General features: G+C 54.8%; 19 protein-coding genes, 1 tRNA gene and 1 pseudogene. 7 read left to right on the top strand and 14 right to left on the bottom strand.

The annotated features are described in order from the left end of the window. Positions 1–57: 57 nt before the first annotated feature. Entirely contained in the window at positions 58–864 is an 807-nt protein-coding gene (locus Q4C79_RS07665) for an inner membrane protein YpjD (protein WP_303090431.1), read from the bottom strand. Between the two features lie 128 nt (positions 865–992). Here Q4C79_RS07665 and ffh point away from each other — a divergent pair, with 128 nt between their 5' ends. Both ffh and hemH read left to right on the top strand, forming a co-directional pair. Beyond that, the gene (gene ffh, locus Q4C79_RS07660; RefSeq protein ID WP_303090430.1) at positions 993–2,357 is read left to right on the top strand and encodes a signal recognition particle protein; all 1,365 of its coding nucleotides are present in this window, start codon (positions 993–995) and stop codon (positions 2,355–2,357) included. A gap of 177 nt (positions 2,358–2,534) precedes the next feature. Then, complete coding sequence (gene hemH / locus Q4C79_RS07655; protein ID WP_303090429.1) at positions 2,535–3,548, top strand: ferrochelatase; 1,014 nt, start codon at positions 2,535–2,537, stop codon at positions 3,546–3,548. A gap of 45 nt (positions 3,549–3,593) precedes the next feature. Here the strand turns inward: hemH and pepN are convergent, their stop codons facing one another. The 11 genes from pepN to Q4C79_RS07600 form a co-directional block, all read right to left on the bottom strand. After that, positions 3,594–6,215: an aminopeptidase N gene (gene pepN / locus Q4C79_RS07650; protein ID WP_303090428.1), complete on the bottom strand. Its 2,622-nt coding sequence runs from the start codon at positions 6,213–6,215 to the stop codon at positions 3,594–3,596. A 97-nt stretch (positions 6,216–6,312) separates the two neighbouring features. Then, a complete protein-coding gene (gene fabG / locus Q4C79_RS07645; protein WP_303090427.1) occupies positions 6,313–7,059 on the bottom strand; it encodes a 3-oxoacyl-ACP reductase FabG in 747 nt (248 codons plus the stop codon). Between the two features lie 271 nt (positions 7,060–7,330). Further along, complete coding sequence (locus tag Q4C79_RS07640) at positions 7,331–8,365, bottom strand: hypothetical protein (protein ID WP_303090426.1); 1,035 nt, start codon at positions 8,363–8,365, stop codon at positions 7,331–7,333. Continuing rightward, a complete protein-coding gene (locus Q4C79_RS07635) occupies positions 8,362–9,363 on the bottom strand; it encodes a hypothetical protein (protein ID WP_303090425.1) in 1,002 nt (333 codons plus the stop codon). Before Q4C79_RS07635 ends, Q4C79_RS07640 begins: the two co-directional genes overlap by 4 nt. A 149-nt stretch (positions 9,364–9,512) precedes the next feature. Beyond that, positions 9,513–10,442, bottom strand: a complete 930-nt coding sequence (fabD, locus tag Q4C79_RS07630; RefSeq protein WP_303090424.1) for an ACP S-malonyltransferase — start codon at positions 10,440–10,442, stop codon at positions 9,513–9,515. 53 nt (positions 10,443–10,495) lie between these two features. Next, complete coding sequence (locus Q4C79_RS07625) at positions 10,496–11,455, bottom strand: beta-ketoacyl-ACP synthase III (protein ID WP_303090423.1); 960 nt, start codon at positions 11,453–11,455, stop codon at positions 10,496–10,498. A 500-nt stretch (positions 11,456–11,955) separates the two neighbouring features. Further along, positions 11,956–13,020, bottom strand: coding sequence for a phosphate acyltransferase PlsX (plsX, locus tag Q4C79_RS07620; protein WP_303090422.1), 1,065 nt, complete (start codon positions 13,018–13,020; stop codon positions 11,956–11,958). Positions 13,021–13,181: 161 nt separating this feature from the next. Next, on the bottom strand, positions 13,182–13,700 hold the full coding sequence (locus tag Q4C79_RS07615) for a phosphoribosyltransferase (protein ID WP_303090421.1): 519 nt from the start codon (positions 13,698–13,700) through the stop codon (positions 13,182–13,184). 487 nt (positions 13,701–14,187) lie between these two features. Continuing rightward, positions 14,188–14,511, bottom strand: coding sequence for a hypothetical protein (locus Q4C79_RS13215; protein ID WP_368492220.1), 324 nt, complete (start codon positions 14,509–14,511; stop codon positions 14,188–14,190). 268 nt (positions 14,512–14,779) lie between these two features. Further along, a complete protein-coding gene (gene rpmF / locus Q4C79_RS07605; RefSeq protein ID WP_009118910.1) occupies positions 14,780–14,959 on the bottom strand; it encodes a 50S ribosomal protein L32 in 180 nt (59 codons plus the stop codon). 39 nt (positions 14,960–14,998) lie between these two features. Next, complete coding sequence (locus tag Q4C79_RS07600) at positions 14,999–15,502, bottom strand: DUF177 domain-containing protein (RefSeq protein WP_303090419.1); 504 nt, start codon at positions 15,500–15,502, stop codon at positions 14,999–15,001. A gap of 51 nt (positions 15,503–15,553) precedes the next feature. Here Q4C79_RS07600 and Q4C79_RS07595 point away from each other — a divergent pair, with 51 nt between their 5' ends. The 3 genes from Q4C79_RS07595 (at position 15,554) to Q4C79_RS07585 (ending at position 17,217) form a co-directional block, all read left to right on the top strand. Further along, positions 15,554–16,141 (top strand): nucleoside triphosphate pyrophosphatase, encoded by a 588-nt coding sequence (locus tag Q4C79_RS07595; RefSeq protein ID WP_303090418.1) that lies wholly within the window; start codon positions 15,554–15,556, stop codon positions 16,139–16,141. Between the two features lie 225 nt (positions 16,142–16,366). Continuing rightward, a complete protein-coding gene (locus Q4C79_RS07590) occupies positions 16,367–17,077 on the top strand; it encodes an SAM-dependent methyltransferase (protein ID WP_303090417.1) in 711 nt (236 codons plus the stop codon). 63 nt (positions 17,078–17,140) lie between these two features. Next, positions 17,141–17,217, top strand: a tRNA-Pro gene (locus tag Q4C79_RS07585). Positions 17,218–17,339: 122 nt separating this feature from the next. Here Q4C79_RS07585 and Q4C79_RS07580 read toward each other — a convergent pair. Both Q4C79_RS07580 and wrbA read right to left on the bottom strand, forming a co-directional pair. Then, the gene (locus Q4C79_RS07580) at positions 17,340–18,575 is read right to left on the bottom strand and encodes a sugar MFS transporter (protein ID WP_303090416.1); all 1,236 of its coding nucleotides are present in this window, start codon (positions 18,573–18,575) and stop codon (positions 17,340–17,342) included. A 287-nt stretch (positions 18,576–18,862) separates the two neighbouring features. Beyond that, positions 18,863–19,468, bottom strand: coding sequence for an NAD(P)H:quinone oxidoreductase (gene wrbA, locus Q4C79_RS07575; RefSeq protein ID WP_303090415.1), 606 nt, complete (start codon positions 19,466–19,468; stop codon positions 18,863–18,865). Between the two features lie 67 nt (positions 19,469–19,535). Here wrbA and Q4C79_RS07570 point away from each other — a divergent pair, with 67 nt between their 5' ends. Together Q4C79_RS07570 and Q4C79_RS13210 are read left to right on the top strand one after the other, a co-directional pair. Then, positions 19,536–20,801: a YihY family inner membrane protein gene (locus tag Q4C79_RS07570; RefSeq protein ID WP_303090414.1), complete on the top strand. Its 1,266-nt coding sequence runs from the start codon at positions 19,536–19,538 to the stop codon at positions 20,799–20,801. Between the two features lie 373 nt (positions 20,802–21,174). Continuing rightward, positions 21,175–22,058, top strand: a pseudogene (locus tag Q4C79_RS13210) (filamentous hemagglutinin N-terminal domain-containing protein); the annotation flags it as partial. Positions 22,059–22,098: the final 40 nt, after the last annotated feature.

The following is a 22,098-nucleotide window of genomic DNA, read 5'->3' as shown; positions in this document are numbered from 1 at the left end:
CAATACCAAATACTCAAATGAATTTGCAAATGACTGTTCAATCAGAGAATTTTTTAATTACCTCTCCAACAATACTTCCAAAACAAATTTGCTGCCCACATAAGCCAGCATCAGACTAACAAATCCGATAATGGTCCAAATGGCCGCACGCCTGCCCCGCCATCCCATCATACTTCTTTTTAACAACAGTGCACCGTAAATCAGCCAAGATAAAATTCCGAAAACGGATTTATGGGTAAAGGCAAAGGGCCTGCCGAACACCTCCTCCGAAAAGAAGGTGCCGCTGACAACTGAGACTGTCAGCAAAGCAAATGCCGCCCACATTCCTTGGAACATGAGTTTTTCCAAGCTTAGAAGCGGGGGCAGGAAAGCGACCAGAGGGGAAAATTTATGTTGATGCAAATCCCTGCTGAGCCACAAAATCAGCACTGCCAGCAAAGTTACGATGGCGAACATGCTGTATGCCACCAAAGATGTGCCGATGTGCAGCATAAAAGGCAGATTTGAAACGGAATAGCCGGTATGTTTACCCGGGAAAACCGCTGCCAGGAGCAGCGAAATTGCCGCCACGGGATACAAAAGCAGCTGCAATCCTTTCAGACTATAAAAAAAACTGCCTGCAAAATACATGACCAGCACAAGCCAAACTATCAAACTCAGCGCATAGCCGAACCCCATAACCAACACCTTGTCGGCAAATACCGGCAGCGCAATCAAAATACCGTGAACCAAAGTCGCCGGCGCAAGAATGCCTAATTCGATATTCAGCGGATAAGTGCCGCTGCCGCCGTTTTTATAATATTTCCAAGCAAACAGCGCCAATGCGGCATAAACCAGCATCGGTAGAATCAGCAAATCCGGCATAACAAACTTCCTTGGCCACGCATATTCAGAATGGTGCATGTGATGTAAAATACCGCAATTTTACCAAATATCCGCATGCTGTGTTGCAATTGCCCTGCACATACTTAATGCCGTTTTAAGGATCCAATATGTTAGACAATTTAACCAACCGCTTTTATTCGGTATTCCGAAATATCCGCGGCCAAGCGCGTTTGGACGAGGAAAACATCAAACCCGCGCTGCGTGAAGTCCGCTTGGCCATGCTGGAGGCCGATGTTGCCCTGCCTGTGGTGAAGGATTTCGTTGCCGGCATCAAAGACAGGGCCTTAGGCAAGGAAATCAGCGAAAACCTGACTGCCGAACAAGCTTTCATCAGCATCGTAAACCAAGCGCTGGTCGAACTGATGGGCAAGGAAAACAGCGCGCTTAATCTGTCCAGCGCTCCTCCCGCCGTCATATTGATGGCCGGTTTGCAAGGTGCGGGCAAAACCACCACGGTAGGCAAACTTTCGCGCCTGCTCAAGCAGCAGGATAAAAAGAAAAAAATCCTTGTGGCCTCCGCCGACGTATACCGCCCGGCCGCCATCGAGCAGCTGCGCTTGTTGGCAGAACAGGTGGAAGTAGATTTTTTCCCTTCCGACGCCAGCCAGCAGCCGGTTCAAATCGCACGCGCCGCACTGGATTACGCCAAGCGCCGTTTTTACGACGTACTGATGGTCGACACTGCCGGCCGTCTTGCTGTCGACGAAGAGATGATGGACGAAATCAAAGCCCTTCATGCCGCCGTAAAACCGGTTGAAACGCTTTTTGTCGTAGATGCAATGCTGGGCCAAGACGCGGTCAACACTGCCCGGGCTTTCAACGAAGCCCTGCCGCTCACCGGCGTCATCCTCACCAAAATGGACGGCGATTCGCGCGGCGGTGCGGCTTTATCTGTGCGCCAGGTTACAGGAAAGCCGATTAAATTCATCGGCGTAGGAGAAAAAATCGACGGTTTGGAAGCCTTCCATCCCGACCGGATTGCCGGTCGGATTTTGGGCATGGGCGACGTGCTCACCTTGGTGGAAGACGTTCAAAAAGGCATCGACGAAGAAATCGCCACCGAAATGGCCGCGAAGCTGCGGAAAGGCAAAAGCTTTGATTTGAATGATTTCAAAGCCCAAATCCAACAGATGCGCAAGATGGGCGGCTTGGAGAACATCATGTCGAAAATGCCCGGCGAGTTGGGGCAGATCTCCAAACAGATTCCCGAGGGTACCGCCGAAAAAGCCATGGGCCACGTCGAAGCCATCATCAACTCGATGACGCCGAAAGAGCGGGCCAACCCGGCGCTGATCAAAGCCAGCCGCAAGCGCCGCATTGCCGCAGGCGCCGGCACCAGCGTCCAAGAGGTCAACAAAATGCTCAAGCAATTCGAGCAGTCGCAAAAAATGATGAAAATGTTCAGCGGAAAAGGAATGGCCAAACTGATGAACATGGCCAAGGGCATGAAAGGCAAGTTTCCCGGTTTTTAAAATCCGTATCCGCAAAATGCCGGGTTTATTTCCAAGGCAAGTTTCAAACCGCCGGCAAGCATGCCTGTCTGAAACCGGTTCATAAGCCTGTTTTCAGACAGGCATACTTATGCCTTTTGGCACCTGCCGGAAAATGCCGTAATATAATGCTTATTTTCTTCACAACCCCAAACCGCCATGCCCCGTTTCCGTCCCGAACCCGCCTCCCCCTTTTCCCAGCAAAACAAAACCGCCGTACTCCTCATCAATCTCGGCACGCCGCAAGCGCCCACGCCGCAAGCCGTGCGCCCCTATTTGCGCGATTTTCTCTCCGATCCCCGCGTCGTGGAGCTGCCTGCGCCCCTTTGGCAGCCGCTGCTGCACGGCGCAGTGCTGCCCTTGCGGCCGAAAAAAAGCGCCCGCGGCTACCAAAAAATATGGTTTCCCGAAGGATCGCCGCTGGCCGTTTATACCCAAAAACAAGCTGACGCATTGGCCGCCAGGCTGCCCGAGGTTACCGTACGCCATGCCATGTCCTACGGCTCCCCTTCCGTACCCGGCGTATTGGACGAATTGAAAGCCCAAGGCGTTTCGCAAGTACTCGCGCTGCCGCTTTATCCGCAATACGCCGCCTCCAGCAGCGGCGCCGCGCTGGACAAAGTGCTCGGCGTTCTCTACCGCCAGCGCAACATGATGAGCCTGCGCACCGTCAGCCGTTTTTACAACGATGCAGGATACATCGGCGCCCTCGTCCGGCAGATTCAAGCTTACTGGGCGGAACACGGGCGCGGCGAAAAACTGATGTTCAGCTTCCACGGCATCCCCCAAGCCGCTTGCGACCAAGGCGATCCTTATTTCCACGAATGCAGCGAAACCGTACGCCTGCTGGCCGGACAATTAGGCCTGTCTGAACACGATTATGTCATGTCGTTCCAAAGCCGCTTCGGCAAAGCCAAATGGCTTACGCCTTCCACCCAAGACCTGCTGACGGAACTGCCCGGCAAACAAGGCATTACCAAGCTGGACATTATTTGCCCCGGCTTCGTCGGAGACTGTTTGGAAACCATGGAAGAAATCGCCATTGCCGGCCGGGAGGCTTTTCATGCCGCAGGCGGCACGCAGTTTCACTATATCCCCTGCCTCAACGACAACCCCGCTTGGATAGACGCTTTAAGCGCCTTGGCAAAAAAACATCTGCAAGGCTGGATTTAAACGATTATGCCTGTCTGAACATTTTTCAGACAGGCATTTCACCATTCAAGCCAAAATCTTACCCACGATTTCGGCCACATCTTTCGACAAGCCTTCTTTGGCTGCTATCGCGCGCAATTCCCGCTCCATCAAAGAGCGGCGGTGCGGCTCAAGACGGCGGCAGATATTGAAAGCCTGCACCAGCCGCGCGGCCACCTGCGGGTTGAACGCATCGATTTCTTTCACTTTTTCCGCCAAAAACGCATAGCCGCCGCCGTCGGCCGCATGGAAATGCGGCATGTTGCGGCTGAAGGCGCCGAGCAGCGAACGGGCTTTGTTCGGATTATCGAGGCTGAATTGGGGGTGTTGCAGCGCAGCCTTAACCCGCGCGAGCGTATCGCTGCGGCGGCTGGATGCGGTGAGCATGAAATATTTGTCCATCACCAGCGCTTCGCCGCCGAATTTTTCGGCAAAGCGCTCCAGCAAAACGTTGCGTGCGTCGTCTTCCACATGGTTCACCGCGTTGAGCACGCCCCATTCGTGGGTCATGTTTTTGGCCATCGCATCGTAATTTTCGGCCACCCGGGCGATGCGCTGCGGCTTGGCGCGCAGTAGGAAAGCGCGGCAGAGGTTGCGCAGCATGCGCCGTCCGGCTTGGGCGGGTTCGTATTCGTAGGGCTGCTGCAGGCCGCTGTTTTCTTCCAGCGATTCGGCCAACGCGTTTTGCGCTTCCCATTCGGCTTCGCATCCGCGGGCAATGGCGTCCAGCAGGGCTTCCCGCGCTTGATGGACGCGCAAGGGGTCTATGTTGTCCGCATCCGTCCACAATTCGGCCTCCGCCGGAATTTGCAGCAGCACGGCTTTGAAGGCGGGGTCGATGTCGGCCTGCAACACGGCTTTCACCGCGCCTATCAGCGCCTGATGTTCGGGCAGGCCCTGCCCGCTTTGCAGCGCCGCCCCGTTTACCGCAACGGCGCGGCGGTAGAGCGCCTGCCCGGCTTCCCAGCGGGCGAAGGCATCGCTATCGTGCGCCAGCAGCAAGGTGAGATCGGCATCGCCGTAGGGATAATTCAGGTGCACGGGGGCGGAGAATCCGCGCAGCAGCGAAGGCACAACTTCTTCGTTTACCCCTTTCAATTCAAACGTTTGCTCGGCCTCTTCCAGCAGCAGCACGGCCTCTTCCACCGTTTGGCCGCCGTATTCGAACGCCACGGCTTTGCCCTGCCGGTTGAGCAAACCGATTTTCACCGGCATCAGCACGGGCTGTTTTTCCGCCATATCGGGTGTGGGCGGGATGCTTTGCCGGATGCGCAGGCTGAACACGCCGTTGTTCAGACAGGCATCCGCATCCAGCACGGGCGTACCCGCCTGGCTGTACCACAATGCGAAGCGCTCCAAACCGATTCCGTTCGCATCGGCCATCGCCGCGCGGAAATCGTCGCAGGTTACCGCCTCGCCGTCATGGCGCTCGAAATACAGCTTCATGCCTGTCTGAAAACCCTGCTCGCCCAAAAGCGTGTGGTACATGCGCACCACTTCCGCGCCTTTTTCATACACGGTCATGGTATAGAAATTGTTCATCTCCACATAAGAAGCTGGCCGCACCGGATGCGCCATAGGCCCCGCATCCTCGGGAAACTGGTGTTGGCGCAGCAGCCCCACGTTTTCAATCCGGCGCACCTCGCGGCCGGCGCGGTCGGCGGAAAATTCCTGATCGCGGAACACGGTCAGCCCTTCTTTCAAAGAAAGCTGGAACCAATCGCGGCAGGTGACGCGGTTGCCCGTCCAGTTGTGGAAATATTCGTGCGCAATCACGCTCTCCACGCCTTCGAAATCCGCATCGGTGGCGGTGCGGCTGTCGGCCAGCACGAATTTGGTGTTGAAAATATTGAGCCCTTTGTTTTCCATCGCGCCCATATTGAAGTCGCCCACCGCCACGACCATGTAGATATCCAGATCGTATTCCAAACCGAAGCGGGTTTCGTCCCACCGCATCGCGTGTTTCAGCGATTCGACGGCAAAGCCCACCTTATCCGCGTCCTCGGCCCGGGTGTAAAACTCCAGCGCCACTTCGCGCCCGCTCATGGTCACGAAAGTATCGCGCGTGAGCGCCAAATCACCCGCCACCAGTGCAAACAGATAGCTCGGCTTGTTGAACGGGTCTTCCCATTTCACCCAATGCCGCCCGTTTTCCAGCATGCCGCGGCCGACTTGATTGCCGTTGGACAGCATCACCGGGAAACGCGCCGCGTCGGCCCGGATGGTGGTGCTGAATTTGCTCATCACGTCGGGGCGGTCGGGATAAAACGTGATTTTGCGGAAACCCTCCGGCTCGCATTGCGTGTAAAGATTGCCGCCCGAGGCATAAAGCCCCATCAGGCTTTTGTTTTGATTGGGATAAACGCGGGTTTCGATATGCAGCTCAAACGGTGTTTCAGGCAGGCTTTCCAACACCAGCCTTTCGTTTTGCGGCGCGGCAAATTCCAGCGGTTCGCCGTTCAAGCATACCGACACCAGCTCGGCGGAGCCGTCGAGCACCAACGGTTTGCCTGCGTTTTTCGGCTCCACGCGCAGGCGGGATGTGATGTGCGTATGCTCGTCGAAAATATCGAAAGTCAGATCGGTGCGGCTGATTTGATAATCCGGCGCCTGATAGTCTTTGAGATAGTGGACAGTGTTTTGCTGCATGGTTTTTTCCTGCGGGAAGAATAAATGGGGGCATTATACAGAAAAGCCTGTCTGAAACCTTTCAGACAGGCTTTGCCAAAAGGGCACGAAACCCGCATCAAGGCATCAGCATGCCGCCGTTGACATGGATCGTTTGGCCGGTGATGTATTTGGCCTGATCGCCTGCCAGAAACAGCACGGCATCGGCGATGTCCTGCGCTTCGCCGAATCTGCCCAGCGAGGTTTGCGCCTCGAATGCCTTGCGGGTTTCCTCGGGCAGGTCGCGGGTCATGTCGGTGTCGATGAAACCCGGGGCGACGCAGTTGACCGTAATGCCCCGGCTGCCTGCTTCGCGCGCCAGGGATTTGGAAAAACCCATCAGGCCGGCTTTGGCGGCGGCATAGTTGGTTTGGCCCGCATTGCCCATCGCGCCCACTACGGAAGTGATGCTGATGATGCGGCCGCCGCGCTGTTTCATCATGCCGCGCAACACGGCTTTGGAAGCGCGGAAGACGGATTTGAGGTTGACCTGCATGATGTCGTCCCACTCCTCTTCTTTCATGCGCATCAAGAGGTTGTCGCGGGTGATGCCGGCGTTGTTCACCAAAATATCGAGTTTGCCGAATTCATTTTCGATATCGGCAATCAGGTTTTCGATGCTGCCTTCTTCGCCCGCATTCAAAGCGCGGCCTTGGCCGCCCCATTGCGCCAGCCGCCCGCCGATGGCGGCCGCGCCGCTCTCGGAAGTGGCGGTGCCGATAACGGTGGCGCCGGCTTGGGCCAATGTGTCGGCAATGGCGGCGCCTATGCCGCGCGATGCGCCGGTAACGAGGGCGGTTTTACCGCTGAGGTTTTGTGTGCTCATTCAAGTGTCCTTTTCAATGGGGTAGGCGGATTCGGGGGATTATAGTCATTTATAGTCTTTTAAAATAAGAACGATACGGCCTTGCTGCACCTTGCCGTACTATCCGTACTGTCTGCGGCTGGCTGCCTTGCCTCGTTCTTATTTTAGTCGACTATATATAGTGAAGCATAGCCGATTAAAATAAAAAATCCGCTCCGCTGCCTGCGGTTTGCCCTGCCCATGCCTGTCTGAACATGTTCGGCGGCCGTGCCCCGGGCTTCAGACAGGCATGTCAGGCTTGCGGCAGGGTGATTTTTTGATGGGGGCGGATGTTGAGAATGTAGCGTATCCAGTTGCCGAAACCGTATTTCCGTTTGATTTCGGGATCGGGTTCGCGATAGGGGCGTTCGAGAAACCGGGCCATGCCGTCGAAGGTTTTTCCGTCCCAAATCAGGATGTTGTCGGGATGGTAGAAATCATAATGCCGGATATTGGGGTTGGTGGTGATGAGCTTTTTGCCGTAGCCCAAGGCTTCGAAGGCGCGGAAGGAAAGGCCGTTGTGCACCGGGTTTCTGAAATCGACCAAAACTTTGGCCTGCATCGTATGCGCCAGATTGGTTTGGAAATCCCAGCTGTCCCGCATCAGGTTGATGTTGTCGCAAGGGTACACCGTACGGGCGCGATGGAAGTCTTTCGGATACCAGGCGATATGGAAATCCAGCCGCCAGCCGGCCTGCCGCGCATGCTGCGCAAAGGCGGCGACCAAGGAGGCGCGCTCGGGAACATGGCCGCCGACGAAATAAAAGTCGTTCGGCGTTTCAGACAGGCATGGCAGATGGTCGAAATAAAAATTGCAAGCGGGATAAAAACGGTGGCCGGCTTGGTTTAAATCATACGGGTCAAAGATATAATTGCGGTCGAATGCGGTCAGGCACGGCCAAATGGCGGGAAAACGGTTCATGCCGTCCCATTGGTAATTCACCATCAGCCCGCGCACTTGGCTGCGGATTTTTTTGAGAAAGCCGGCCGGATAGATGTCGCCGCGGATGAACAATGCATAATCCGCACCGCCCGCGCGACGCAGCTTTTCCAACATTTCCGCTTCGTACAGGGAAGCTTCCAGCTTTTTTTTGGCTTCTTTATCGCGCAGCACCAGCTGGCGGAACTTGACGCTTGCCCGGGCGGCAAGGCCGGGATAGCGGAAAGTTTTCGGATTTTGCGCAATGTCCACCGCATTGAAACCGTGATGAACCAGCGCATCGGCAATCACGCTGTGTATGCCGTTGTCGGCCGGCATGGCAAGCAACACGACAGGCTTGCCGCTCATTGCTCGAAAACCTTGTCTAAAAAGCCTTTGAAACTGTATTTCTGCTTGATTTCGGCTTCTATGGGCCGGTAGGGCAGATCCATGAACTCGGCAAGACCCTCCAGGTTTTTGCCGTCCCACACAAAAATATTCTCGGGGCAGTAAAAATCGTATTTTTTAATCAGGCCGTTGGTGGTAATCAGTTTCTTGTCGTAGCGCAAGGCATCGAATACGCGGAACGACAATCCGTAGTCTTCGTACTGCACGAAATCCACCACGGCGCTGCAGCCGCGCACCTTCTCAAGATTCTGCATAAAGCTCAATACATTGCTGCGGTTGAGGTAGGTGATGCCTTCGGTACCGAAGGTTTTTTCCGCTCTGCCGTCTTTACAGTAAACGTAAAAATCCAAAGGCAGATTCCGGCGGCGCGCTTCTTTGATAAAGCGGCGGGTTTCGGCTTCGCGGTTGGTTTCGTAGCCGCCCAAGAAATACAGGCCGCTTCTGCCTTTATGGCCGGCTTCTATGGGATAGTCGAAATAAAAATTGGAGGCTGTCTGAAAACCGTATTGCGCATACTTGGCGGCATCTTCGGGGCTGAATACGAAGAAACGGTCGAAATAAGGCAGGTAGTCGAAAATATCGGGAAATTTGTCGACGCCGTCCCATTGATAGTTAACGCAGACTTCCGAATGCCTGCGGATTTGGGCGATAATTTCTTTGGGATAAACATTGGCACGGATGCATAGCGCGTAATCGGCCTTCCTGCCGCCGAGCGCCGCCAGTTTTTTATTGATTTCGGCTTGGTAGCGTATGAATTTCAGGCGTTTTTTGTAGTTGCTGTTTTTGGTGACGGTTTTATGGTACAAGCCCAGCAGACGGCTGCCAAAGTGGGGATAGTGGGAGTCTCGGTCGTCGTAGCAAAGATTGATAACATCATAACCGTGGTGGTTCAGATTTTTTTCTATGCATTTATCCAAACCATACATATAAGGCACGGCCAAAATCACGATCGGTTTCATTTTTGGTATCTGTGTTTTCAGACAGGCATTTGGACTGAATATTGCCCGAAAAGTTTTGATTTTTTATTTTAAATAAAACGGTTCCGCCGGGCAACGAAAATTCCCGGATTCTCCACAAAGCCATGCCCGGCCCGCCTGCCGGGGCTTGTTTATCTATGCGCCTGCGCAAACGCCGCTACCTGCCCGGCGTCGGTAAGCGCGCTGCAAACGGCTTCTTTATTGATGCGTTTTGCCAAACCGGCCAGCACTTTGCCCGGGCCGCACTCGGCGGATTCTTTGATGCCCTCTTCCACCAAAGCATTTACGGTCTCGGTCCAGCGTACCGGGCTGTAAAGCTGGCGGACAAGCGCATCTTTGATTTTGCCGGCATCTTCATAGGCAGCCACGTCGGCATTGTGAACCACGCGGATTTGCGGCGCACTAACGGTAAGGTCTGCCAATGCCTCTGCCAATTTATCGGCGGCAGGCCTCATCAGGCTGCAATGGGAAGGCACGGATACCGGCAGCGGCAAGGCACGTTTGGCACCGGCTTCTTTGGCCAGATTCATCGCCCGCTCCACAGCCGCCGTGTGGCCCGCGATAACCACTTGGCCGGGCGAATTGAAATTGACGGCCTCAACCACCTCGCCCCGGGCCGCCTCATCACACAGCATTTTTACCTGACCGTCATCCAAACCTAAAACCGCGGCCATCGCGCCAACTCCTTGCGGCACCGCATTTTGCATCAACATTGCCCGCAACCGTACCAATTTGACCGCATCGGCAAAATCCAAAGCGCCGGCCGCAACCAAAGCCGTATATTCGCCCAAGCTGTGCCCCGCGGCGGCTGCCGGCGCCTTGCCGCCGGCTTCGAGATAGGCACGGTATGTAGCCACACCGGCCACCAGCATCAAGGGCTGGGTATTGACGGTCTGCCCGATGAGGTCGGCATCACTGCCGTTCATCATGGCCCACAAGTCTTGCCCCAACACCTGCGAAGCTTCGTCGAAGGTGGCTTTGACAACGGCCTGCCCATCGAAACCGCCCATCATATTCAGGCTCTGCGAGCCTTGGCCCGGGAAAAAAAATGCAAAAGACATGACATTCCTTTCAGTTTCTTAACATTGCGCGCAAGGGTTCTGTACCTGCATCATCAATAGCGCAGCAATACCGCGCCCCAAGCAAACCCGCCGCCGATGCCTTCCAACAGCAAAACCTGGCCGCGTTTGATTTTCCCCTCCTTCACGCCCGTGTCCAAAGCCAAGGGTACGGAAGCTGCGGAAGTGTTGCCGTGGTCCTGTACGGTTAAAATCACTTTCTCCATACCCAAGCCCAAATGCTTGACCGTGCTCTCGATAATACGCCTGTTGGCTTGGTGGGGCACCAACCAATCCACTTGGTCGGCCCTCATGCCGGCTTCTTCCAATACGTCCTCCGCCACTTTGGCCAAATTCTTCACGGCGAATTTATAAACGCCGGGGCCGTCCATCATCAAAAACGGCGTACCCTGAATCCGGCCGTTGGCAATTTGACCCGGCGTTTTGAGCAGATCCAAATAATTGCCGTCGGCTTGCAGCTTGCTGTGGATAATGCCTTCTTCATCCGAAGCGGCCAATACCACCGCACCGGCGCCGTCGCCGAACAGTACGCAGGTGGTGCGGTCGTTCCAATCCATAATCCGGCTGAAGGTTTCCGCACCGATAACCAACGCCTTAGCGGCCATGCCGCTTTTGATGTAGGCGTGCGCCGTTGTCAGCGCATACATGAATCCGGCGCACACCGCCTGCACGTCGAATGCCGGACAGCCTGCGATGCCGAGCTTTTGCTGTACTATGGTGGCCGTGGAAGGAAACTGCATATCCGGCGTGGAAGTAGCCACCACAATCAAATCGATTTCTCCGGCATCCAGTCCCGCATCACGCAAAGCCGCACGTGCGGCGGCCACGGCCAAATCGCTGGTTTTCTCTTCTTCGGCGGCAATATGGCGGTATTTGATGCCGGTACGGCTGGTAATCCATTCGTCCGATGTATCGACAAACTTAGCCAAATCATCATTACTGACACGTTTGGCAGGCAGATACGATCCCGTACCAAGAATTTTTGCATATCGCATGGCGTGGCCTTTTTATGATGTAAAGGGATGGGAATAATGCTTCTATTGTATTAAATCTGTCACAACCGCTCAATCTAAATCAACCGGATTCGGCTTTAAATCCCATCAAAAACAATCGATTAAATTATTAAAATACCGCAAGGGAAGTTCATGGAAAAAAAATAGCAAGACGCCATGCGGCTGAGGCGGAACAGATTTTGTTGCCGCTTGGGCGGCTTATACGTGTTCTCTTCGGGCCAGGCACGGCCTAACGGTTTTCCAATTTTATAGTCGACTAACACGGAACGAAACAAGGCGAAAAGCCGCAGACAGTACGGATAGTACGGCAAGGCGCAGCAAGGCCGTATCGTTCTGTGTTAAATGACTATATTTTATAGACGATAAAAATCCGCAATATACGGCGTCGGCCCGCCTTGCCGTACTATCTGTACCGCCTGCGGCCCGCCGCCTTCCCTCTTTTTATTTTATTCAATTATAAGTCCGCTATGCTCTTTCGGAGTTTATTCGATATTATTGGCCATAGCGGCATTTTCGGCTTCCAGTTTCTTTTCGGCAAGCACCGCCAGACGGGAGGCCACGCCCTGCTCTATGCGCAGCAGGCTGTCGGCTTTCGCTTCGTAATACGCCTCTTCCAAAGCATATTTGAAACCCAGCGCATCGGTTCCCCCGTGGCTTTTCACCACTACGCCGCGCAAGCCCAAGAAAATCGCACCGTTGAATTTGCGCGGGTCAAATCGGTTTTTAAAACCTTTGAGCGCGGGCAGTGCAGCCAATGCGCCCATTTTGGTGAAGATATTGGCCTGGAATTCCTGTTTGATGGCGCTACCCATAAATTTCACCATACCTTCAATGGTTTTCAGCATAATATTGCCGACAAAGCCGTCCGCCACCACAACATCCACTTCGCCGTTGAAAATCTCATTGCCTTCCACATTGCCGATGAAATTCAAATCCGCCGCCTTCAGCAGCCTGAATGCCTGCTTAACCGTTGCCGTACCTTTGATATCTTCCGAACCCACGTTCAAAAGCCCCACCCGCGGCTGCCCGCCTTCGGGATTCATCGCCTGCACCAATTCGCTGCCGACCACGGCGAACTGAACCAAGTTTTCCGCCGTACAATCCACATTCGCGCCCAAATCCAGCATCAGCGTACTGTGCGAACCTTTGGACGGCAGAAATTTGGCAATCGCCGGCCGCTCTATGCCCGGTATGGTTTTCAGCACAAAACGCGCGGTCGCCATCAGCGCACCGGTATTGCCGGCGGAAACAGCGGCCTGCGCCCCGCCCTCTTTCACTTGATTGACGGCGACGCGCATGGAGGAATCTTTTTTATTTTTCAAGGCCAGCTGGGGCTGTTCGTCCATATCCACCACTTGGGAGGCATGCTTGATTTCTATGCGTTCCATAGGTGCGCCGGCCGCTTTCAAAGCGGCAGCCAAACCGGCCTCGTCGCCCACCATAATCAGGCGCACATCCCCCTGCTGTTTTAAAAAGGCTACGGCGCCGGGTACGGTAACGCCCAACCCCGAATCGCCGCCCATGGCGTCTACGGCCAATGTAATCATGAAATTTGCTCCACATAAACTGTTTCAGACAGGCATAGCGCCTATGCCTGTCTGAAAAACTCCGGCCAATCATAAACCCGTTTGAATTATGTTTGTACCGCCGTATTGGCTTTTTTAGCATTTTTTCAGACAGGCATACTATCTTTACTTAACGGCCCGCTTTATCCCGCAGCCAAACGGTTGTGCTCGTCGATATCTTCGGCGTCCCAAGGATAATTAATCCACCAGTCATCCACCACGATACCGCTGTAATAAGGAATACCCTCGGGCAGGCTGCCTTTTTTTGCCTTTTTCTTCTCGTGCAATACCGCCACCCCTATGGTGCCCAATTCAAGGCCGGCCAATTCCTTGAGCACGAATTCCATGGTAACGCGGCTGTCGTCCACCTCGTCGACCACCAGAATATTTCTGCCCTTCAAACTCTCCGGCAAAGGATCCAGCCATTGGATTTTTTTTACACTGTCGGTGACACGGTCTTCGTGTTCGCTGTCGTAATAAGCGGTGGTTACGGCATAAATCGGAATATTCAGAAAACAACGTAAAATACGCGCCGGGATAAAACCGCCTCCGCCAATCGCCACCATCGCGTCATACTTGATTCCGCCGGCTTCGACTTTCGCCGCCAATCCTTTCAATACGCGATGGATATCGTCATAGGTATACCAAATTTTCTGAGTCATGATTTGTAATGCCTGTATGCTTTGCCAGCAACCGAAACCGGCTTTATTAAACACGATAATGATAAAACGATGCCCTTTACTGCCATCTATCCGCAAACCGCCGTGTCTAAACACAAAGCAATCCGGCCATGGCATAGTCGGATAAAATTAAGCTAAAAAACAAGGCGGCAGGCCACCCGAAGTATGGATAGCACGGCAAGGCGCACCGCATATTGCGTATATTATCCGGCGGTATTTTTCAGACAGGCATTTCCGGCTGGGCCGTTTGAAATCGGCAAAACCGAAACAGTTTGCCAAAAAACCAAGAAACCCCGGCATTTCGCCAAACGGCTCGTTTCCGGCAGAAAAGGCATTTACCGCACCGAAACGCCGCAGGTTTTCAAACCGCACACCCGCCGGCTTACCGTTGCGGCAGAAAAACCGGGGCAGCAACGCTTATTTTGGCCCGCCGCTTTTTGAAGGCGGCGCCGGCCTGCCGATCAATCGATCAACAACCGGATTCATTTTTGTCTCTACCGCCCTTCCCCCTCAACTTATACTCTGCCGAGCCTACCAAATTTTGCCGTTCATATATTTTCAGCTCCGCCCAAGAAAGATACCGCACCATATCCCATGATTGCTTGGCAGAATATTCCAAGAAATACCGGCAATCTTCCTTTCTTTCTTTGACCACCCGCGTAGCTATTCCATGATGGTTAAGGCGCTTTTCCAAAACCGGCACAAAATCGGAAACGACAACATCCGGATTCTCCACAATACAGATGTTGTCCATATCCGCGCCCGAATTGGGCCTGTCTGAAACCGGAGTCACTTTTACGCTGGTACATGCGGATAAGCCGGCACCCAACAATGGACATCAAAAGTTTATTTATGACGTTTTCCTTATAAAATTTATAGTTATAGTCGACTAACACAGAACGGGGCAAGGCAGCAAGCCGCAGACAGTACGGCAAGGTGCAGCAAGGCCGTATCGTTCTGTGTTAAATGGCTATATAAACTGCAAAACACGAAAAGCCAGTGATTTGCTTTGCATCGCAATCTGCTGGCTTCCTCATAATCCGCTCGAAAAATCCGAACGCTTATTCGTCTTTGGCTTTGACCACTTTACGGCCGCGGTACATACCGTTGGGGGAGATATGGTGCGGGCGGTGCACTTCGCCGGTGGCGCTATCCACCGACAGCGCCGGTGCGGTCAATGCATCATGAGAGCGGTGCATACCGCGTTTAGAGGGAGATTTTTTGTTTTGTTGAACGGCCATTTCAAGCTCCTAAAAATTTAAATAAAACAGCAAAACCTGTCAGCTGCTGCCTTTCAGACCGGCCAAAGCGGCAAACGGATTGGATTTGTCCCGGCTGGCAGCGTCCAATTGCGCATTGTCGCAATGCTCATGGCGCGGCGAAAACGGCAACGCCATTAAAATTTGATCTTCAACCAACACCCCGACATCCAATTCCGGCTCCGAAAGCATGCCTTCCAACTCATCATCGGCCAGCATCGCCTTATCCAAGCTTTCTTCGTTGGAAAACAGCACGATTCGGCTCATTTCGCGCAATGCAAAAGGCATCGGTTTCAAACACCTCTGGCACACCAGAAGCAAATCCGCCTTCAGGCCCAAATCCAAAAACGGGCGGCCCAACCGGTCTTGCCCGCCTTTGAGCGTAAAAAACACATCGGCGCCGCGGTCGGCCAAATATTCGTTTGAAGAAACGCGTTCATCCAAACTGCCAAGCTTCACCGCACCTTCCAGCACCTGCTTTTCGGCGGCGAAAACCTCAGGGACAATCAAATTCAGGTCAGACATAAACTGGGTATGATATAATTTTAAAGGTGTAACGTCAACGTTTTTAACAATATGAACACCGATTTACCGCTCATATTAGGCTCCGGCTCCGTTTTCCGCAAACAGCAGCTTGCGCGCTTGGGGCTTGCTTTCCAAACCGCAGCGCCAAATTTCGATGAAACCCCCGCGCCCGGGGAGGCCGCGGATGCCACCGCATTAAGGCTCGCCGTCGGCAAGGCCCGCTCTTTGGCCCCGGCTTTTCCGCAAGCCCTGATTATCGGTGCCGATCAAGTCGCTTGGTGCGGCCGCCAGATCGGCAAGCCGATGAACATGGCGGCGGCGCGGCGGATGCTGGCCGGCTTGAGCGGGCAACGCATCGTGTTTTACAGCGCCCTGTGTCTGCTCAATTCCGCCACCGGCAGGCTTCAACACCATGTCGATACCACTACGGTCACCATGCGCAGCCTGTCGGCGGAGCAAATCGACGCCTACCTCTCCCGCGAACCCGATGCCGTTTATTGCGCCGGAGGCGCCAAGAGCGAAGGGCTGGGCGCGGCTCTGCTCGAACGTATCGACAGCAGCGATCCTAATGCCTTAATCGGCCTGCCGATATTCAGGCTGGTTGATTTTCTGGCTGCCGAAGGTGTTGCCGTGTTGTAAGTTTTTTCAGACAGGCATTGTATAGTCATTTAAAATTAAGAACGATACGGCCCTGCTGCGCCTTGTCTCGTTCTGTGTTCGTCGACTATATATTTTGTTTCAAAACGGCAGGAAGCTGCGCAGAGCCGGAATCCCGCCCGTTCCTTCCCGGCTCCGAAGCTTAAGCCGGCAAACCGGCCTTGCACAGCCCTTATATTTGGAATCTCCATCACCCAGGAGCCAGAAATGCCGCCCGTTTTATACCTCATTCCCACGCCGTTGGGTACTCCGGACACACCCTGCCTGCTGCCGCAAGAGCAGAAACACATTGCCGGACTCACCGATTTTGTGGTGGAAGCCGAAAAAACCGCACGCGCCCATTTGAAGCATTTGGGCATCAACACACCCGTCCGCAGCCTCAACCTGCAAACGCTCAACGAACATACCCCTCCCTCAGATCTGCCCGCATTGCTCCAACCCCTGCACGAAGGGCGCAGCATGGGCCTGATGAGCGAGGCAGGCTGTCCTGCCGTGGCCGACCCGGGTGCAGCGCTGGTGGCGCTGGCCCATGCCTGCGGTTTTGAAGTCCGCCCGCTCACCGGCCCGTCCAGCCTGCTTTTGGCATTGATGGCCTCCGGTGCCAACGGGCAGAGCTTCGCTTTCAAAGGCTATCTGCCGGCCGAAAAAAACGGGCGGATTACTGCGCTGAAAGCGCTGGAGCAACACTCCCGCAAGCATAACGAAACCCAAATTTTCATCGAAACGCCCTACCGCAACAACGCCATGCTTGCCGATGCGGTTGCAGCGCTGCATCTGGCCACCCGTTTTTGCACCGCCTGCGATTTGACACTGCCCGCACAAACCATCGTCAGCAAAACGATAGCCGACTGGCGCAAACTGGATACGCTGCCGAACCTGCAAAAGCGGCCGGCCATTTTCGTACTCCATGCCGCATAAAGCACCGCCCTGCCAAGCTTTGGCTTGACAAGCAAACACGTGCTATCTAAAATGCGGAGTTTTCGGAATGTAGCGCAGCCCGGTAGCGCACTTCGTTCGGGACGAAGGGGTCGGAGGTTCGAATCCTCTCATTCCGACCAAACATCCAAAACGGCTTCGAAGCGATTCAAGCCGTTTTGTTTTGGCTTCAATCTTGCCACCGCAAACAATGCCTGTCTGAAAACTTTTTTCAGACAGGCATTGTTTGTTGCTTAAAGCGGAATCAATCCGCTTTATGACCTTTGGCCGCAAAAAACAGGATATAGAGATAGCACAATACCGGCAATGCAAACGACGCCATCAGCGCGGGCGCCGCGCCCATGCCGCCGGACAGGCCGTCGATTGCCAAGCCTTGGATAAAAGGCACAATCGCGCCGCCCACAATGGCGGTACAGATAATGCCGGAGGCCGCGCCGGTAAATTTGCCCAAACCTTTGGTGGCCAGGGAAAAAATAGTGGGAAACATAATCGAATTGAAAAAGCCCACGGCCAAGAGGGCGAACATCGCCACTTTGCCGCCGGACAAAATGGCGGTGGAAATCAGAATCACGGCCATAATGGCGTTGAACATCAAATATTTGTTCGGCGCAACGCGGCTCATCACGGCGGAGCCCAAAAAGCGGCCGACCATCGCACCGCCCCAATAAAAGGCAATCCAACGCGAACCTTGCAGGTGGGTTACGCCGGCGGCAGACTCCATCACGTTAATCAACAGGCTGCCGATGGCCACTTCCGCGCCCACATAGCAGAAAATGCCCAAGGCGCCCAAAACCATATGTTTGTATTGCCACACGCTGGTTTTGCCGTCGTGGTTGTGCTCGGTTTCGGCCTCCGCAATGGCTTGGGCATCGGGCAGGCGGATAAGCTTCACCGCCGCCGCCAACAAAATCAGCACGCCGGCCAAACCCAAATAAGGAATTTGCACCGATTGCGCTTCCTGCGCCGCACTCATGTGCTGCGAGGCCTCCGCCAAAATCAGCAGGCCCCCCAAGGGCGGGGCGACGGTGGTGCCTACGGAGTTGAACGCCTGCACCAGGGTCAGCGTGGCCGATTCCTTGCCGGGCTTGGCAAGCAGGGTTACGTAGGGGTTGCCCGCCACCTGCAAAAGCGTGATACCGGAAGCGAGGATGAATAATGCGCCGAGGAAAACCGGATAAGAAAGGCTGGAGGCCGCAGGATAAAACAGCAGGCAGCCCACCGCGGCAATCAGGAAGCCGCCGATAACGCCGTTTTTATAACCCAGCTTTTCCACCAGCTTGCCCATGGGAATCGACATCAGCGCATAAGCGCCGAAAAACACCATATTCACCAACATGGCCTGCGTGTAATTGAGGCTGAACGCATTTTTCAAATGGGGAATCAGCACGTCGTTTAATGACGTGATGGCGCCCATCATAAAGAAGAGAGAAGTCAATACCGCCAGCGCGGGCGTATTGTTTTGAGGAGCTTGTGAAGACATGAGGCGTATCCTATCTCTGGTAAATCATTTATATTTTATTTGCATTTCCGGCTTCCGCTTCCATGCCGTTTCCGGTTAATGGCTGAAAACGGAATGGCGCGCGGCGGCTTGTTCCGAAAAAATTCAGACAGGCCCAAAACCGGACGCCGGCTGTTGTTTATCGCTGCCGGCCGTGGAAAATCATACTGTTATTTCTTGCAAACCGCCACCATTATATTACTACAAATCAAGATTTTCATGCCTGAAAGGCATGCCTGTCTGAATCTGCCGCCGGCAAAAACAGCCGCTCAACCCGCCAGTTTCAGCGCCAGCTGCGCCAGGCGTTTACCTTGTTCAAACGCCACCTGCCGCTCGTCAGCGCTCAATTGCGTCCTGCCCTCGCTGCCGGCCACGTGCGAGGCGCCGTAGGGCGTGCCGCCGGTTTGGGTCCGGTTGAGCGCAGCTTCGCTGAAAGGAACCCCGCATACCAGCATACCGTGGTGCAGCAGCGGCAGCATCATGCTGGCCAACGTGGTTTCTTGGCCGCCGTGCTGGCTGGCGGTGCTGGTGAACACCGTGGCCGGTTTGCCGATCAAATCGCCGGAGATCCATTGCGGAACGGTGCCGTCGATAAAATATTTCAATGCGGCGGCCATATTGCCGAAACGCGTGGGGCTGCCCAAAGCCAGCGCGGCGCAGTTTTTCAGCTCTTCCGCCGTGCAATAGGGCGCGCCTTCTTCGGGAATATCGGATTCCACCGCTTCGCACACGGCCGATATTTCCGGCACCGTGCGCACGACGGCTTCGCAGCCCTCCACGCTCTGTGCGCCGCGCGCAATCTGTTGCGCGAGATTGGCGGTGCTGCCGTGCCGGGAATAATACAAAACAAGGATGCTCAAGGCTTTTTGGCTCATTTGGGAGTTTTCCGTTAGAATGAAGTTTGTTGAAATCCGCGCGCGGCGCCGACATAAGATACAGATTATGCTGAAATCCTCCCGTTTGCAAGAATGGCGGCGCTCCCGCTGGTTCGGTTTCACCCTTTTCCTCTGGCAGCGGTTCAACGGTTTGCGCGTGCCGCAAACCGCCGGCAGCCTCACCTTCACCTCGCTTTTGGCCTTGGTGCCCGTGCTGACCGTGGCCTTGGTCGTGATATCCGCATTTCCCATGTTCAGCGAAGTGTCGGGGGAATTCGTGCGCTTCATCAATATGACCATCGTGCCGCAAGGCGCCGATGCCGTGATGGATTATCTGAACGAATTCAAAGCCAAGGCCAGCAACCTCACCGCCATCGGCATCATCATGCTCGGCGTAACCTCGCTGCTCTTGGTGCAAACCATAGATCAAACGTTCAACCGCATCTGGCAGGTAAAAAACCCGCGCCCGCTGTGGATGCAGTTTCTCCTTTATTGGGCGCTGCTCACCTTCGGCCCCTTGGCGGTGGGAGTAAGCCTGCTGGTTTGGGGGCTGCTGCTCAAACAAAGCGGCTTGGAGACAGCGTTTCCTTTGCTGTCGGAAACACTCGCCGCAGTGACGTCGCTGCTCTTCTCCACCGTGGCCCTGTGGCTGCTCTACCGCCTCGTGCCCAACCGCTTCGTTCCCGCCAAACATGCTTTCGCCGGAGCGCTCATCACCGCCGTGCTGCTGGAAATCCTGCGCTGGGGCTTCAAGCTCTATATCAGCCGTTTCAACAGCTATCAGCTGATTTACGGCGCCTTTGCCGCCATCCCCGTATTTCTGGTGTGGCTGCATGCCTTGTGGATGGTCGTCATCAGCGGCGCCGTGCTCACCTCCACCTTTTCTTACTGGCGCGGCGAAGCCTTCCGCCGCCGGCTCGATGCGCACGGCCGTTTCGATGACGTATTGAAAATCCTGCTGCTGCTCGACGAAGCACAACAAAGCGGCCGAGTGATGAAAGTCCAGCAATTCCGCCAACATATCAATATGGGTTACGACGAACTGGGCGACCTGCTCGAACAACTCGTACGCTACGGCTACACCTTCCAAGGCCGCCACGGCTGGGTACTGAAAACCAATGCGGAGCACATCATCATCAGCGATCTGTTCAAATACTTCGTCTACCGCAGCACGGGACCGGCCTCCGAAACCGACTATCTGGCCAAAACCATAGACCAAATCATGCAGCCATGCATCGAAAACCTCCACATCAGCCTGGCCGATTTCAAAGGCCGCATGCAGGCACACCGCGACGGCCCGCCTGAAGACGCTTCTCGGAAGCCGGAAGAATGAACCGATGCTCCCCGGCAGGCATGACAACGGCAACCGCGTTTTTACAGAGGAATAAAAGCAAAAATACCCCTATGCCCACCACCCGCCACCGGAGGCGCAGCCGATTCCGATATGGCTTGATGCCTGTCTGAACCATCCCCGGCATACAGCCGGAATACCCGCTTACATGCAAACCGCAAGCAGCTTCGGTATACGCCCATGCCTGTCTGAAAGCCTTTCAGACAGGCATTTCCATAACTTTCAGACAGGTATTTCCATAAAAAGCCTATGGCCGTTTTAATTTTCTCCCAACCTTTTCCGCATATTTTCCACCTCCCCTGAACTTACCCTATTTAATTCACTCTAACTTTTTTTCACAATCAAAGACCAAGCCATGAACCGCCGTCTCCACAAAATCATCTTCAACCGCCGCCGCCAATGCATGACCGTTGTCGCGGAGCATACGCCTCGGGGCGGTAAAAATTCCGGCTCCTGCGCAGGCGGTGCGGCCGCTTCTTTTCGCTCGGCAATATGGGCCCTCGCGGCTTTGGCGCTCACCCTCAACCCTCTGGCCGCGGCGGCGCAGGTAGCGGCAGACGGCAAGGCGCCGGCAAACCAGCGGCCGGTGGTGTTAAAAAATCCCGACGGCTCTCCCAATATCCTCATCCAAACGCCCTCCGCTTCGGGCTTAAGCCACAACCGCTACATCCGGTTTGACGTCGATGCCAAAGGCGCGGTGCTGAACAACAGCAGAACGGGCAATCCTTATTTGGGCAAAGGTGCGGCGCGTTTGATTTTGAACGAAATCCGCTCCCATAATCCGAGCAAACTGGAAGGAATAGTCAAGGTCGAGGGCGCCAGAGCGGATGTGATTATTGCCAATCCGGCCGGCATTCAAGTGAATGGGGCGGTTTTAAAAATGTCGGGCGCGGCATATTGACCACGGGCAGCCCGATGGTGAAAGACGGCAAGCTGCAAGGCTTTGACGTACGGCGCGGCAGCGTGGTGGTCGGAGGAAAAGGCTGGGACGACCGGGGCTCCGGCGGGGCGGACTATACGGAAATTCTCAGCCGCACGGCGCAATTGCAGGGCAAACTGCAGGCGAACCGGCTGTCGGTATCGACCGGGCCGCAGAAAACGGATTACGAAAGCGGCGAAATCGCGGCGGGTACGCCCGAAGGAGCGAAGCCCGTACTGGCGCTGGACACGGCGGCTTTGGGCGGCATGTATGCCGGCAGTATTTTTTTGTTGGCCAACGAACAGGGTGTCGGGGTTAAAAATGCGGGTACGCTGCAGGCTGCTGACCGGTTGGTGCTCA

It is taken from the genome of Neisseria sp. (assembly GCF_030523955.1).
In the GTDB taxonomy this organism is placed as follows: Bacteria; Pseudomonadota; Gammaproteobacteria; order Burkholderiales; family Neisseriaceae; genus Neisseria.
The sequence above is the reverse complement of the archived record's forward strand: the minus strand, read 5'-3'. Positions and strand labels throughout refer to the sequence as shown.